The 16,111-nt window shown below is 66.1% G+C and carries 10 protein-coding genes; 7 read left to right on the top strand and 3 right to left on the bottom strand.

Annotated elements, in window-relative coordinates:
* Positions 1-181: 181 nt before the first annotated feature.
* The 3 genes from OHA61_RS14135 (at position 182) to OHA61_RS14125 (ending at position 10,629) form a co-directional block, all read left to right on the top strand.
* Positions 182-9,310 (top strand): DNRLRE domain-containing protein, encoded by a 9,129-nt coding sequence (locus OHA61_RS14135; RefSeq protein WP_406303352.1) that lies wholly within the window; start codon positions 182-184, stop codon positions 9,308-9,310.
* Positions 9,311-9,648: 338 nt separating this feature from the next.
* Positions 9,649-9,843: a hypothetical protein gene (locus OHA61_RS14130; protein WP_406303351.1), complete on the top strand. Its 195-nt coding sequence runs from the start codon at positions 9,649-9,651 to the stop codon at positions 9,841-9,843.
* A gap of 387 nt (positions 9,844-10,230) precedes the next feature.
* On the top strand, positions 10,231-10,629 hold the full coding sequence (locus OHA61_RS14125) for a transposase (RefSeq protein ID WP_406303350.1): 399 nt from the start codon (positions 10,231-10,233) through the stop codon (positions 10,627-10,629).
* Positions 10,630-10,712: 83 nt separating this feature from the next.
* On the opposite strand, the gene OHA61_RS14120 is transcribed toward OHA61_RS14125, so the two are convergent.
* A complete protein-coding gene (locus OHA61_RS14120; protein ID WP_406303349.1) occupies positions 10,713-11,159 on the bottom strand; it encodes a DUF6326 family protein in 447 nt (148 codons plus the stop codon).
* Between the two features lie 230 nt (positions 11,160-11,389).
* Here OHA61_RS14120 and OHA61_RS14115 point away from each other — a divergent pair, with 230 nt between their 5' ends.
* The 4 genes from OHA61_RS14115 to OHA61_RS14100 all read left to right on the top strand — a co-directional run bounded on the left by OHA61_RS14115 (position 11,390) and on the right by OHA61_RS14100 (position 14,864).
* The gene (locus tag OHA61_RS14115; RefSeq protein WP_406303348.1) at positions 11,390-12,535 is read left to right on the top strand and encodes a sensor histidine kinase; all 1,146 of its coding nucleotides are present in this window, start codon (positions 11,390-11,392) and stop codon (positions 12,533-12,535) included.
* Positions 12,532-13,179 carry a response regulator gene (locus OHA61_RS14110; RefSeq protein ID WP_406303347.1) on the top strand — a complete coding sequence of 216 codons (648 nt, stop codon included), beginning with the start codon at positions 12,532-12,534 and terminating at the stop codon, positions 13,177-13,179. The genes OHA61_RS14115 and OHA61_RS14110 overlap by 4 nt, the downstream gene beginning before the upstream one ends.
* Before the next feature lie 472 nt (positions 13,180-13,651).
* Positions 13,652-14,194, top strand: coding sequence for an SMI1/KNR4 family protein (locus OHA61_RS14105; RefSeq protein ID WP_406303346.1), 543 nt, complete (start codon positions 13,652-13,654; stop codon positions 14,192-14,194).
* A gap of 127 nt (positions 14,195-14,321) precedes the next feature.
* Positions 14,322-14,864 carry a hypothetical protein gene (locus tag OHA61_RS14100; RefSeq protein ID WP_406303345.1) on the top strand — a complete coding sequence of 181 codons (543 nt, stop codon included), beginning with the start codon at positions 14,322-14,324 and terminating at the stop codon, positions 14,862-14,864.
* 68 nt (positions 14,865-14,932) lie between these two features.
* Here OHA61_RS14100 and OHA61_RS14095 read toward each other — a convergent pair whose 3' ends face one another.
* Positions 14,933-15,232, bottom strand: a complete 300-nt coding sequence (locus OHA61_RS14095; RefSeq protein WP_406303344.1) for a DUF397 domain-containing protein — start codon at positions 15,230-15,232, stop codon at positions 14,933-14,935.
* Complete coding sequence (locus OHA61_RS14090) at positions 15,213-16,067, bottom strand: helix-turn-helix domain-containing protein (RefSeq protein ID WP_406303343.1); 855 nt, start codon at positions 16,065-16,067, stop codon at positions 15,213-15,215. The genes OHA61_RS14095 and OHA61_RS14090 overlap by 20 nt, the downstream gene beginning before the upstream one ends.
* Positions 16,068-16,111 lie beyond the last annotated feature (44 nt).

The following is a 16,111-nucleotide window of genomic DNA, read 5'->3' as shown; positions in this document are numbered from 1 at the left end:
CCACGTCCGTGAACTGGCAATTCGCGGTTCGTGGAGCAATGAGTCACGCCGACCGGAAACCTCCGGGTCGGCTCATTCGGCGTGCCCATTTCGCATGCGGCGAATTGGCCCGCCGATGCGAAAGGGCATAGAGGTGAAAGTTCCGTACAGGAGATATATCTCCTGTCTAGTGGTATCGGCTGTGGCGGGAACGCTGCTGCCGCAGGTCGCGTATGCGGCTCCTGCGTCGTCGTCGGATGACGGCGGTAAGGGGATCGTCGACACCGTCAAGGGCTGGTTCTCCGACGACGACGAGGAGGCGGACAAGCCGCCGGTCGGCGGGAAGCTGGAGATACCGAGCCGCGAGAAGCTGCCGAAGGGCAAGAAGCTCCCGAAGGCCAAGCGGGTCAAGGAGCTGACGGAGCGGCGTACGTCGCAGGCGCGGTTCTTCGAGCTGTCGGACGGCCGGGTCGAGGCCGAGCTGTCGGCCGTTCCGGTCTCGTACAAGGCCGGGAAGTCCTGGAAGCCGATCGACACCTCGGTGCGCGCCACCGAGGACAAGGGCTTCGACTTCGCCAACACGGCCAACACCGGCCGGAGCTGGTTCGGTTCTGATCCGGACAAGCTGCTGCGTTTCGAGTCCGCGGGCGGCGGGGCCATCAGGATGGGCCTGACGGGCGCGGCCGCGAACACCCTGAAGCCGCAGGCCGACGGCGACACGGTCACGTACAAGGACGCCGCTTCGGGCGCCGATCTGCAGTACAAGGTCGGCCGCGGGCAGGTGAAGGAGAACATCGTCCTTGCCGAACGCCCGGCCGGACCGGTGTCGTTCACCTTCACCCTGAACACCGAGGGCCTGACACCGAAGGCGCGCAAGGACGGCTCGGTCGCTTTCTACGGTGAGGCGCCGGGCACCCCGGTGATGGTGATCCCCGCTCCGTACATGACGGACGCCAAGAAGGCGCGCCTGTCGCCGACCGGCGGTACGTACTCCACGAAGGTCAGCCAGAAGCTCACCCGGGACGGGAAGAACTGGAAGCTGACCGTCGCGCCGGACGCGAAGTGGCTGGCGGCGAAGGAGCGTCAGTACCCGGTGGTGATCGACCCGACGATCACCGTCGCGCCGAACGCGGCCACCTCGCAGGACACGATGGTCCTCTCGGATCAGCCGTCGGTGAACTTCAACTCCACCTGGAAGATGTCCGCCGGTAAGACGGACACCGGTATCGCGCGTTCGCTGATCAAGTTCCCGCTGACGGAGATCCCGGCGGGCGTGAAGGTCGATGCCGCGCGGCTGGGCATGTACTACGACCAGGCCCACACCACCAACAGCAACGCGGTGACCATCGAGGCGCACCGGGCGACCGGTGCGTGGGACGAGTCGACGGCGACCTGGTCCAACACCAGTGCGCTGGTGGGTGAGCTGTCCGCGACGACTGTCATGATCGATGACGGGGCTGTGGGGACGGCGGCGGTCGGCGAGTGGCCCGGAGGCACCACGACCGGTGGTGCGGCGACGTACGACGACTTCGCGTACAACAAGAACGCGCTGACGGGTGAGACGTACTCCTGGCAGCCGCAGGTGGCGGAGACCGACAGCTACCGGGTGGATGTGCACTACCCGGCGGCCTCGGATGCGGCCACGGCGGCTCCGTACACCGTGAATTACAACGGCGGCACGAAGAACTACACGGTCAACCAGACTGGTACGGGCGGGGTCTGGAAGACCCTGGATGCCGCTGAGTACAGCTTCGTCAAGGGCAACACCGGCAAGGTGGTGCTGGGCGACACGGGCAGCTCGACGACGCGCACGCTGGCGGACTCGGTCCGGCTGGTGAACCCGGCGCAGATCGTGAAGCCGGCCGGCAAGTACAACCTGTGGCACGACTTCCCGGTCACCGACACCGTCCAGCGCTGGGTGTCCGGGGTCAATCCCAACTACGGGTTCGTGCTGCAGGCCAAGGACGACACCCTGGCCGGGACACTGACCGGTGGTCCTCGCTACGAGGCGGGGGACGGCGACTACGGCGGCGAGACCTCCACCATTCCGCGACTGACGGTCACCTATGGCAAGGTCGGCACCGCGCTGAACTCGCCGACCGTGGTGCACGGCACGGGCCCGGAGCTGTCCTGGCCGGCGTATGTCAACGCAGCTGGCGCGGCGAACGACGACATCGTCGAGTACCAGCTGCACCGTTCCACGCAGCAGGTCTTCACGCCCTCCGCCGCGACCCTGATCGCCCCGATCGCCTCCACGGCGACCACCTACACGGACACCACCGCGGTGCCGACCCCGGACTCCAGCTCCAGCGAGATCGGGAAGTCGTACTTCTACCAGCTCGCGGTCAAGACGAAGGGCGGGGAGCTGCTCGGGTCTCCGACCCGGGTGGTGGGCATTCCCAAGGCCGGCCGGACGATGAAGATCATCCAGGCGGGTCAGACGGACACCACGCTGTCCTCGCTGCAGCCGACCACCAACCAGGACGCCATCCAGTCCCTGGGTGTGGGCCAGACCTGGCTGAGCGTTGGCAACAACTCGCCCACGTACGGCAAGACGCGCGCCGTGGTGAAGTTCCCCACCAGCTCGATCCCCACCACCGCCACGGTGCTGGAGAACAAGATGTACATGTGGGGAGCGGAGACCACCAGCACCACCAATGGTGCGATCTACGAACTCCACTCGCTGACCCGGGACTTCACCGAGACCCAGGCCACCTGGAACAACGCGACCTCGACGACGCCGTGGACGACGCCGGGCGGCGACATGTCCGCCACGGTCGCGGACACCGTCCCGCAGATCACCGACGAGGTCGGCCGCCACTGGTGGGACGCCACTGGCCTGATGCAGTCCTGGGTCAAGACCCCCGCCAACAACAAGGGCGTCGCGGTCAAGCTGAAGGACGAGACCACCACCGGCCCGCAGGAGCGCACCCTGTTCCTGTCGTCCGAGGCCTCCGACCCGCAGCTGCGTCCGTACATGCAGGTCATCTACGTCGACTCGACGACCGAGGACACGTACTACGCGCCGACCACCCCGGCCCGGATGACCCCGAACTCGCAGTACACGGTCGAGTTCACGGTCACGAACACGACCGCGACCGCGTGGGCGGCGGGTGAGCGGGTGCTTTCGTACACCTGGAAGCTCCCCGACGGCACCGATGTCACCACCGGTGGCAACCAGCTGTCGACCGCGATTCCGGCTCTGCTGCCGGGCAAGTCCGCGACGATCCAGGCGCAGGTCAAGACCCCCATCAACTCCGATGAGGGCAACAAGCGCCTGGACTACGTGCTCGGCTGGGACGTCAAGAAGGTCGCCGACGGGACCTGGCTGTCCGCCGGGACCGGCGCCATCCCACCGCTGAAGCAGAACGTCACGGTCGAGGACCCCACGTCCAACACGCTGGGTCTGGAGAAGTTCTACGACTACGCGGGTAAGAACACCGGCGCCGGCTCGACGGTCATGAACAACCTGGCCTCGGGCAACAGCGTGTGGTCGTACAACGCCATCAACAACCCGGGCCGCGGACTCAACACCTTCGCCCGTGTCGCGTACAACTCGCTCGACACCTCGGACACGGTCCTCGGCCACGGCTGGTCGGCGCAGATCTCCGGACCGACGCGCCTGGGCGCGCCCCTGGAGTTCCACCCCAAGCCGAGCCCGACGGAGATCCGTCTGCCGGACGGCGACGGCACCACGCACGTCTTCCGCTGGGACGCCACGAACAGCGTGTGGAAGGCACCGGCCGGTGTCCACTACAAGCTGACGATGAAGGCCGGCCTGGACTGCAAGCCGACCAAGGACCCGGTCCCGGACGCCTGGACGCTCACGCGCCCGGACGGCACACGGTTCCTGTTCGGCTGCGACGGCTACATGACGTCTGCCGTCGACAACGACGGCAACACGCAGACGTACACGTACGAGGAGCGCAAGTCCAACAACAAGCCGACCAAGTTCCTCAAGTACATCACCGACCCGGCCGGCCGACAGTCGCTCACGATCGACTACTACGGCAAGGGTGACGCCACCTACGAGTACATCAACGACTCGGGCGCCAAGGTCTCCGGCACCAACCTGACCAACTCCAAGATCTACGACCACGTGAAGTCCATTACGGACATCTCGACCCGCAAGATCTCCTTCTACTACACCGACAAGGGCCTGCTCGGGCAGATCGGGGACGGCGAGACGTCCTCCCAGCCCAAGGTGTTCAAGTTCACCTACGACGCCACGCAGGGGAACAAGAACGTCAAGCTGGTCAAGGCCACCGACCCGCGCGGCAACAACACGCAGTTCGCGTACTACGCCCCGCAGACCGGCGACGACCCGAAGTACCACTGGTGGACCAAGACGATCACCGACCGTCTGGCCTTCACCACCGGCTTCGCGTACAAGGCGAACACGGCGAACACCAACTTCACCGACACCAAGGTGACGGATGCCGAGAGCCACGCCACGGACCATGTGACGGACGACTTCTTCCGTCCGGTTCAGATCACCGACGCCAAGTCCCAGACCACCAAGATGTCCTGGGACGCGGACAACAACGTCACCTACATGGAGGCGGCGAACGGGGCCAAGGCCGCGTCCTGCTACGACTCCAAGACCGGCTACCCGCTGCGCCAGTGGGACCCGGAGACCACCAAGTCGTGGTCGTCGTTCAACCAGACCGACTACTGCGACCCGGCCAAGTACCCGTCCGGCGCGACCAAGTTCGAGTACCAGACCCGCCTCGACGGCTACTCCGCCGACCTGTTCCGGAAGACCAGCCCACTGGGCAACGTCTGGGAGTTCGGCTACGACGCCTTCGGTAACCAGACCTCGGTCACGGACCCGGAGGGTGTCGCCTCGGCGACGGCGGGCGACTACCAGTCGACCACCACGTACGACGCCTACGGCCAGCCCCTGACGGACACCGACGCGAACGGCCACGCCACCACCTACGCGGACTACGGCCCGCACGGGTACCCGGCGACGATCAAGGACGCGCTGAACAACCCCACGACCTTCGTCTACGACGACCGCGGCAACACCAAGGAGGTCGTCAACGCCAAGGGCGCCAAGGTCACCCAGAACTATGACTACTTCGGCCGTCCGCTGGATCAGAAGCAGCCCAAGGACCAGGCCGCCGGTGTCTACATCACCACGCCGGCTCCGGTCTACGACGCCAACAACAACACGCTGAAGGCGTTCGGGCCGAACGGCGCCGAGACCTCGTCGGTGTACGACGCGGCGGACCAGGTCACCGACTCCCTCGCCCCGAAGGACGAGGCGACCGACTCCGAGCGGCGCACGACCACCACGTACGACAAGGTCGGCAACGTCAAGACCGTCACCGAGCCGAAGGGCAACCTGACGCCGACGGTCGGCGACTACACGACCACGTACACCCTGGACGAGGTCTACCGGCCCGTCTCGGTGGTCAACGCCAAGGGCGACAAGGTCTCCAGCACCTACGACAGCGTCGGCAACCTGATCACGGTCGTCGACCCGAAGAAGAACGCCACCCCCGACTCGTCGGACTTCACCTCGAAGTACGACTACGACCTGGACAACCGGGTCGTGAAGACGACGGACGCGGCGGGCAAGTTCACCACCGTCCACTACGACCTCGACGGCCGCACCGACAAGGCGACGGACGCCGAGGGCAACACCTCCGAGACCAGCTTCGACCGGCGTGGCCTGACCAAGGAGGTGAAGGTCCCGTACTCGAAGGACGGCTCGGGCGTCATCACGTACCGGGCGACCAAGTTCGAGTACGACGAGGTCGGCAACAAGACCAAGACGATCAGCCCGCGCGGTGTCGAGACGACCTCGGATGCCACGGACTTCACCTCGGAGACCGTGTATGACGAGCTGAACCGGGTCAAGGAGACGCTGTCTCCGTTCAAGCAGGGCGACGCCAACTACGGCAGCCCGGACCGGACGCACTACTTCTACGACACGGTCGGCCAGCTGTCCAAGGTCTCCGCGCCGCCGTCGCAGGGCCAGACGGTCCGTAACGACACCGACTACGAGTACTACGACAACGGCTGGACCAAGTCGGCCAAGGACGCCTTCGACATCACCACGGCGTACGACTACAACACGCTGGGCCAGCAGACCAAGAACACGCTGACCTCTGCCGGTGGCTCGTCGCAGCGGACGATGACGTGGGACTTCTACCCGTCGGGCAACCAGAAGGCCCGCTCGGACGACGGTGTTCCGGTCGGCAAGCAGGTCGTGGTCGTCGACTCGACGGACATCCACAACACGGCCACGCAGGGCAACTGGGACGCTTCCCAGGCGCTCGGCCAGTGGGGCTACGACGTCCGCACGAACGCCAAGGGCACCGGCACGGAGTCCTTCACCTGGCAGCTGAACATCCCGCAGGACGGTACGTACGAGGTCTTCGCCCGGCACGGTGACGTGACCGGCGCGGCCACGGACGCCCCGTTCAAGATCACCCACTCGACCGGGGAGACCACCCGGACCGTCAACCAGTCGACGGGCTCGGGCACGTGGGTCTCGCTGGGTTCGTACTCCTTCACCGAGTCGGGCAGCCAGAAGGTCACCCTGACCGACGCCGCCAACGGCACGGTCGTCGCCGACGGCATCAAGCTGGTGCGCGCCAACACGGGCGAGACCGACAACGAGAAGAAGGACTTCACCTACAAGTACGACGCCAACGGGCTGCTGTCGGAGGTCAAGGACCTCTCGCCGGGCGCGAAGGCGGACGCGTACGCGATGGCCTACGACGAGCTGAACCAGCTGTCGAAGGTCGAGGAGAAGCTGGGCAGCACGGTCAAGAACACGACCTCGCTGACCTATGACGTCAACGGCAACCCGCTGGAGACCACGCACGACGTGACGTGGTCGAAGGCGGAGTACGACGTCCGCGACATGATCAACAAGATCACGAACGCAGACACGCCGACGGCGGGCAACCAGCAGATCACCACCCTCAGCTACACCGACCGCGGCCAGCCGCTGAAGCAGACGAAGCCGAACGGGAACACCGTCGACTACGCGTACTGGCTCAACGGTGCGGTCAAGTCGCAGGTGGAGAAGAAGAGCAGCGGCACCGTCGTCGCCTCGCACGACCTGGAGTACGACCCGAACGGGAACCGCTCCAAGGACACGGCGAAGCTGATGAACGCCGACAACACGGCGGCGTATCTGGACACCGTCTCGACGTTCGACTACGACCCGCAGGACCGCATCTCCAAGGTCACCAAGACCGGTAGCGGTGCGGGCACGGAGGAGTACGTCTACGACGGCAACTCCAACATCGTCGAGCAGAAGTCGGGCGGGATCACGTCGACGTCGACGTACGACCGCAACCGTCTGCTGAAGACGGCGGCCGGCGGTGTCGCGTCGACGTACAACTACGACCCGCTGGGTCGTCTGGACACGGTCTCGTCGAACGGGTCCGTGCAGGAGAAGTACTCGTACGACGGTTTCGACCGGATCGCCAAGCACACGGCGGGTACGGGTGCGTCGGCCAAGACGACGTCGTACGTGTACGACGCCTTCGACCGCACGGCATCGGAGACCACGTCCGGGACGAACGGGAAGACCACGGCGTTCACCTACCTGGGCATGGAGTCCAAGGTGCTGCGGGAGGAGGTCGCCGGCAAGGCGACCAAGTCCTACCAGTACTCGCCGTGGGGTCAGAAGCTGACCCAGATCAAGCACAAGGACACCGGTCCGCACGAGTACTCGCAGTTCCTCTACCACCCCAAGGGTGATGTCGAGGCGATCACGAAGGAGGACGGCAACACCCGGGCCACCTACGGCTACACGGCCTACGGCTCGGACGACGACGCGCAGTTCACCGGCGCGGACAAGCCCGACGCGGCGAACCCGGACAAGGAGCAGTACAACGACTACCGGTACAACGCGCACCGGTACGACGACGGCTCCGGTACGTACGACATGGGCTTCCGCAACTACAGCCCCGGTCTGAACCGGTTCCTGACGCGAGACATGTACGGCGGCGCCCTGGACGACATGTCCCTGGCGACCGACCCGTACACCGGCAACCGCTACGCCTTCGCCGGCGGCAACCCCATCTCCTTCGTGGAGCTGGACGGCCACCTCTTCGGCATGGACATCTCGCTCTCGGACGTCGGCCATGCCGCGCTCGATGTGGCGGGCATGGTGCCGGTGATCGGCGAGGCGGCGGACGTCGCGAACGGCATTTGGTACGCGGCCGAGGGCAATTACGCGGATGCTGCCATGTCGTTTGCCTCGGCTGTTCCGGGTGTGGGCAACGCGGTCACGGCGGCGAAGTGGGCCAAGAAGGGCGCGAAGGCCGTCGACGCGGTCAAGAGCGCGGCCAAGTCCGGTGGCAAGAAGGTCGCCGGCAAGGCCAAGGCCGGTGCCAAGAAGGCCAAGCAGACGGTCAGCAAGGGCACGGGTAAGCACCGCGCCCCCAAGGGCAAGAAGGGTGGCGTCTGTAAGAAGAAGAACAGTTTCGTCCCCGGCACCAAGGTCGCCATGGCCGACGGGTCCACGAAGAACATCGAGGACCTGAAGGAGGGCGAGTACGTCCTGGCCTCCGACCCGGAGACCGGCGAACTCCAGGCCCGCCAGATCACCGACACCCGCAACCACAGCGGTGTCAAGCACCTGATCACCCTCACCGTCGACCCCGACGGCAAGGACGGTGATGCGAAGCCCGCGACCATCACGGCCACGGACGAGCACCCGTTCTGGCTGCCGGACTTCGGCAAGTGGGTCAACGCGGAGGACCTGGAGCCCGGCATGTGGCTCCAGACCTCAGCCGGCACCTGGGTCCAGGTAACGGCCGTCGACGAGTCGCATCGCACGCAGCGGGTCTTCAACCTCACGGTTGACGGCCAGCACACCTACTACGTGCAAGCTGGGGCCACACCGGTCCTTGTGCACAATTGCGGCAACGAGGAAGAGGCGCAGCACGCTTACATAGCCGCCGACGTCCTCCAGCAAGCACGCTACCGGGCCACGAACGAGAGCATTCCCGGGGTCAGGGGAGCGCAGGGGCAGTACGGGACGACGGCCGTCGTAGGGGTTCGCAACACGACCACTGGGGACATCTCGATCCGTACTGCGGTAAACCACGGTGGAGACGCTCCCAACAGCTGGCCGCAGTGGGCGCAGAATGCCTTCGTGCAGGGTGAAGGTCACGCCGAGACGACCATCCTCTCCAGCCTCGCCGACAACGAAGAGGTCCTGTTCGGCGCGGCGTCCCGCAACGTCTGCTGGGGTTGTCACGGGTCGTTGTCGTCGGACCCGGGGATCGTCATCGGTGGACCACGGTTCCGTGGCGGTCCACTAGCCTCGCCATTCCGGATGTTCTGGCGGCAATAGTGACAAGGCCAGTGCTCCTCTAGGCAGGTAGTATTCGCTGGTGCGCGCGGACCTCCGCGCGCACCAGCTCCGTTCACGGCCAGAACAAATGGTGACGAGATATGGTTCCTCAGATCGGCGACGAAGTCATAGTCTCCTGTGAGCCGGCAAGCGCTCGGGTGGCCGCAGTGGATTCGCGTCACATCACACTCGAATGGCCATGGGGAGTGATCGACCACTCCTCGAATTTCCGGTGGGACGGGAGATTCTCCCTCCCGTGCGATGACTCCGACCCGGAATGGGCCCCATATCGCATCGAACCGGCAGTTTCCGAACTCCGTGCAGGAGACGTTTGTACGGTGTCCATCCCGCCGACGCGGCTCTACGTGGGGCATTACGAGGCGTATGACCCTCCGCGCAACCTCGGCTGGGTTCCCGCGCCCACCGCGGGAATCTATGTGGTCCCACCGGAGAACATGGACGAGGAGGACGCGGGCTGCATGCTCTATATGGGTGGTGCTGAACCCATTCGTGTGGAGCCAGTCGAGGACTGAGGGCTTGGGCGCGCCTCTTCGCTCAATGTATGCGATGCGAGTCGCCTACCAGAAGGTGGAATGGGCGCTTGACATCAGAGAGCCGAAATTCAGAGATGCGGATTTCTACTACGTTCCGGGTGAGCTGATCCGCCGCGAGACGAGGAAACGCAGTTCCTGTTGCATCGAGCGAGCTTCTCTGGGGTGAATGTATCGGACTCGCCGGTGTACGCGACGGTCCAAGGACCGCAAGCCCGGTGGGCAGCGGGGACACCCGGGCTCGGGCCTGGAGTTCGCGCCGGTCTCGGAGTTGGCTGACACAGTGCCAGTCGAGCCCGCCGAGTGCTCGACCTGCGGCGAGTGTCTGGATTCGAACGCCCCTGGTGAGGGGTTCACCCCGGTCCAGCAGTGGGACGTCCCGCCGGTGACGCTGCGCAAGGTCCAGTTCGATCTGATGCGGCGGCGGTGCTCGGCCGGGCACCTCACCCAGGCGCCGGCTCCGGCGGGGGTGTCCGGGCCGGTCTGTTACGGCCCGAACGTGCGGGCGTTCGCCGCGCACACGATCAAGTCCTCAACTTCACCCTGGACTTCCACGTCGAGTGGACCAACAACCCAGCCGAGCAGGCGATCAGGATGGCCAAGCTCCAAGCCAAGATCAGCGGGAGCTGGCGCAGCATGCGAGGACTCACCGCGTTCTGCCGCGTCCGTTCCTACATCGCCACGGCCAAAGCCCACGGCGTCGAGGTCTTCACAGCCCTACGCAACGCCTTTCTGGGCGATCCCTGGAGCATCGCCACACCAGCATGACCACCAGGTCACCGCTGAATGGACCGTGCCCGCGGGTGGCGCGAGCGAAGGATGGTCGGGCGCGGGGCGGGCAGTCACGCCTGCTACGGCCTGCGGAGTGGCTCGCTGTCGAGGCTGGCTCCCAGGGTCGCCGGTGATGCGATGCGGCGTGGCCAGGTCCAGGCGGAGCGCAGGATGAAGGCCAGGAGCAGCACCTCGAGTCCGATGGAGAGGCCGTAGAAGTAGAAGTAGGTCCAAGACTCCCCTACCGCGTTGAACATCGAGACGGGGATGTAGAGCGTTGCTACGACGAGGTTGATGGTCCGGTTGACACGGGCGGGCAGTGTCGCGGAGAGCAGGATCATGAGGATCGGGATGGCCATGAGCGTGAGCGCAATGGCGACAAAGGTTGGACCGATGTCGAACTCGTGGACGATGCCGGCCAGGATGTCGTCGACGAAGCCGGGCTTGTACAGGGCGAGGTAGTCGACGTAGATGTAGAGGAACATGAAGCTGGTCCATGCTGCTGCGAGCTTGGCCTGCACGGGCATGCGCAGATCTTCCAGCGTGCCCTGGGACGGCGGATTCTCTAGTGCGGTATGGGATTGAGGCGTTCTCATCACAATGCTCCCTGGCTTGATTGGGTGGGTGCTTCCACCTTCACGGATGCCGGCGGCGGGCACATCAGCCGCGGAGCCTGATTCGACCTGGCCGTTGGCACAGCCGAGCTCTTGTACTTTCGGCGGATACACCGAGCACGCGGGCCGCCTAGGCTGATCAGATGGCGACCAACGCACTCCGCTCGCTGTGGGCCGAACCTCGACCCACGAATGCCCCGGACCGGAGGCCGCGGGACTGGGCCTTGGTCGCAGTACTGATCTGCTGGTCCCTGCTGGAAGTGGTGCTTCGCCAGGACCTGGCGCCACGCCCGCTGCTGCTACTCGCGGTGCTCGCGGTCCTCGGCCCCCTGCTGTGGCGACGCACGCACCCGCTCGTCGCGGTTGCGGTCTCCTTCGGCACGTTGACGATCGTCGACATCGTCAGAATCCTCACCGGGTCGCAAGGCGCCCTGCTGAACAGCATCTCCGCGGCGCTGATCCTGGCCTACGCCCTGTTCCGGTGGGGCTCCGGTCGGGAAGCCGCAAGCGGCCTCGGCGTCATCCTGCTCTGGCTGGCCATCACCAACGTCGCCGACACCACCAGCCTGGCGGATTCGGTCGCAGCATACGGGTTCTTCCTGCTCGCCGCCGCGCTCGGCGCCGCGATCCGCTATCACACGAAGATCCTCATCCGCGACATCGACCAAGCCAAGGCCCGCGAACGCGAACAGCTCGCTCGTGAACTCCACGACACCGTCGCCCACCACGTCTCGGGCATCGCCATCCAGGCCCAAGCAGGACGTGCCATCGCGGCCTCCCACCCCGAGCGTGCCATCGAGGCCCTGGCCATCATCGAGGACGCAGCGACCCGCACCCTCACCGAGCTGCGCGCCATCGTCGGCGTGCTCCGCGCCACACAGGACACCGAGTTCGCGCCGCAGCCCGGCGTGGCCGAGGTCGAGCAGCTCGCCACCGATGGCCAGACGCGTCCCTGCGTCGAGGTGACGCTATTCGGCGAGTTCGACGACCTCAGCCCGGCGGTCGGGGCCGCGATCTACCGCCTGGCCCAGGAGTCCATCACCAACGCTCGACGGCACGCCCGCCACGCGACCCAGGTCACCGTCGCGGTCACAGGCGACGCCGACCAGGTAAGGCTGACCATCGACGACGACGGCTCCGCCGCTGGCGGCCGCGCCCCAGCAGGCTACGGCCTGGTGGGCATGCGGGAACGCGCCTCACTGCTCGGCGGCACCTTCCACGCAGGCCCCGCCGCCGAGCGGGGCTGGCGGGTAGAGGCGGTCCTGCCCCGAACCGGGACGCCACGATGAGCATCAGGGTCCTCATCGCCGACGACCAGCCCATCGTGCGCACCGGGCTGACGATGCTGCTCGGCGCCCAACCCGACATCGAAGTGGTCGGCGCGGCCGCCGACGGGCGCGAGGCAGTCCGCCTGGCGCTCCAGCTGCGCCCCGACGTCGGCCTGTTCGACATCCGAATGCCGCTGATGGACGGCATCGAAGCCACCCGACGCCTCGCCGGCCCCGACGTCACCGATCCCCTGCCGATCGTGGTCATCACCACCTTCGATCTCGACGAGTATGTCCACGGGGCGCTCAAAGCCGGCGCCCGCGGGTTCCTGCTCAAGGACGCCGGACCCGCCCTGCTGACCCAGGCCATCCACGCCGCCGCCGACGGAGACGCACTGATCGCACCCAGCGTGACTGTCCGACTGCTCGCAGCGTTCGCCCACGCACAGACCCCACCACCAAGGCAGCCGATAGAACCGCTCACCGCCCGCGAGGAGGAAGTCCTCGTGCCTGTAGCCCAAGGCCGCACCAACAATGAGATCGCCAACGAGCTCCATATCACCCCAAGCACCGTCAAAGCCCACCTCGCCAGCCTCATGCGAAAGCTCGGCGCCCGAAACCGCGTCGAGGTCGCCATGTGGGCCCACGAGACCGGCCGCATCTGACGCCGCAAAGGCTCCCGCCGCCGTTTGCCGCAGTCACTCACCGGCCGATCCTGGATTACGCGGCATGGGCGGAGCCGGTCCTTGAGGGCTATAGCTTGGAATGATTTCGGTACCTTTGAATTGCCCGGCTCCGGGTGCTGGTTTCTGCCGGAAGACCCAGGCTGCTTTGGTCAATGGCGGGCGGGTCGACGAGGCCATGCAGAGGGATATCCGCCGGAGGCGTCCGACGGGCTGGGCCGAGGTGCTCCTGAACGTGGAACGGGTGTCACAGGCCGAGCTGGAACCGCTATTTGATCGGGTCGAGTTCGACTACCCGGTGGCAGGGGCGCGCAGGCAATCGGCCGACCGTACTGCGCGGATATCGCCGGAGCTGGGTTCGCCCCCGTAGCCCCACATGCCCGGGGGCAAGTGCGAGGGCGGATTATTGTTCGAGAACGTTTGTGGTCGAGAACATCAGGGATTGGCAGGCGACATGCTGAGGGTCGAAGAGCTGGAGGCGACGCTCCCATCGATGACGCAGTGGCGTGCGACAGTGCGCCGCAGCGTGGACTGGGCCGCCCTCGAAGCGGACCTGGGGACGGCGCTGCCCTCCGACTACAGGTCCCTGGCGGATGCGTACCCGGTGCTGGTCATCGATGACTTCCTCACGGTGTCCGTTCCGACGCCCGGTGCCGAGGTGAGGTGGGCGTCCGCGTCCAGGGGGGACGAAATCCTTCAGGATCTGTACGAGATGGGCGACACCGAGGGCTACGTTCCCTTCCCGCAGCCGGGAGGCCTGATCGGCTGGGCGGCGTCCAATTCGGGGGACTCCTTCTACTGGAGGACGAGCCCCGCGGACCCGGACGCATGGCCGGTGGTCGTCCGCGGAGACAACGGCGACTGGTCGGAGTTCCCGGTAGGTGCCGTCGAATTTCTGGCCGGCGTGTACGGGCGCAATATCGACGTGCCGGGCATGCCAAGGGACTTCCCGAGTGACGACCCGAAGGTGCTGGGACTGAGCGACCGCATCGACTGAGCGGTGCGACCCCGGGTCCCCGTCGACCGGTGAATCAGGTACCCATCGCGCCATCGGCGCGGTGGGCTCTTGCCGCGGAGAAGGTTCGAAAGCGTCGTCGGTTGGTCCGTCATGCGAAGGGGTGCACATGGAGTGGGTTGATCCCCTCGTGGCGGTGACTGGTTGGAGCGCCGAACCCGTCGAATTCGACTGGTCCGGTACCGAACGGGCCCTGGGCGCCCGTCTGCCGGCTGATTTCAAGGAACTACGTCGGCGCTTCGCGGAGTGGGGCGCCTTCAGTGACCATGTTCTGGTGCTGGAAGCACAAGGGGATACGGAGTCGGTGCTCGCAAACTACGAGTCCTTGCGCAGGTCCGTTCGGGGAAATCCCGACAACGGACGGATTTTCGAACCGTTTGGGATCCTCGGGGCGAATGACGAGAGCAAGGGCAAGGGCAAGGGCCTTGTGCAGTGGGGTTACTCCTTCATCGAGGAGGAGTACTACTGGCTGGCCGACACGTCGCAGGATCCGTCGACGTGGCCCGTGGTGGCGCGAGTGGACCCGCTGGAGCCTTTCCAGCGTTTTGGCATGACCGCCTCGGAATTTGTTTACCGTGTACTCACGGAAGCCGAGTTCTCCGCATTCAGTGTCGCGGCGACGATCGAGACGCCCTATTACCGGACCTTCTGAACCGGACTTCGATGCGGCGGGCCGCCAGAGTGTCTGGCGGCCCGTCCATTTTCGGTGCGGGGCAGGTCCTACGATGCCTGCGCGGCCGCGGCGGACTTGAGGGACGTGACGAAGGACGTCCAGGCCGGGGCCGTGATCGTGAGGACCGGGCCGCTCGGGACCTTGGAGTCGCGGACGGGGACGATGCCAGTGTGGGCGTCGCACACCTCGACGCAGTCCCCGCCGTCGCCGTTGCTGTGGCTGCTCTTGCGCCAGTGGGCGGCCCCGGGGAACGCCTCGGCGACCTCGACACAGTTCCCGCCGTCGCCGTTGCTGTGGCTGCTCTTGCGCCAGACAGCGGTGCTCAAGTCAATCCCGTTGCTTGCCATTTCGGTCATCCTCAGCCGCTTGCTCGATCAGGTCGAGGGACGCCTCCGGCGGCAGTGCGGCGGCCCTGAGCCGATCGTATGCCTTGCGGTACTGCTTCACGAGGGCCGGATCGTCGATGGTGTCACCGCTGTACTGAGCCTCTGTGTAGACGAGGGGCGGGGCATCAGGGAAGGTCATGATCATGGCCGTGCCGAGCATGAGGGGATGCGGTCCACGGTTCCACGGAAGGATCTGTGGAACGATCCGGCGGCGCCTCGCCAAGGCCACGATCCGCTCCAACTGTTCGGTCGTCTGCTCCGGCGGAAGGATCGGCTGGCGCAGTAGCGACTCGGGAAGGATCGCCCAATACTCCGGGGTCTTGTGGTCGTCCTCGAAGAGCCGGGCGCGGGCCATCCGCGCGCTGACCTTCTCCTCCACCTCGTCGTCGGGCGCCAGCGGGTGCGCCGACCGCACGACCGCCCGCGCGTACGTATCCGTCTGTAACAGGCCCGGAATCAGCGTCGGACACCACTCCTCGATGGTCTCCGCGTGCTTCTCCGCCTCCAGCACGCGCTCGAAGTAGCTGGCGTGGCCTCGCCTCTTCGCCTTCCGTACGTCCTCGCAGCGGCGCTTGAAGAAGCCGTCCGTCCCCAGCGCTTTGTCCACGTGCTCGGCCAGTTCCGCCGGCATGCGGCGTTCGCCCCGCTCGATCTCGCTCAGGTGGCTTGGGCCGTAGAAGCTGCCCTCGACCAGCTGCGTGAGGGTGAGACCCGCCTCCTCCCGTTTCCAGCGCAACTCCTTGCCGTAGAAGGTGGGGACGCTTGCCGACCCGTCGATGTCCTTGCGCTGTCCCATCGTTCACCGCCCCTGGTGCCGTTACCGTCCGCTTCCCGGCGTTT

Origin of the sequence: Streptomyces sp. NBC_00885, assembly GCF_045207475.1 — a bacterium.
GTDB lineage: Bacteria > Actinomycetota > Actinomycetes > Streptomycetales > Streptomycetaceae > Streptomyces.
The sequence above is the reverse complement of the archived record's forward strand: the minus strand, read 5'-3'. Positions and strand labels throughout refer to the sequence as shown.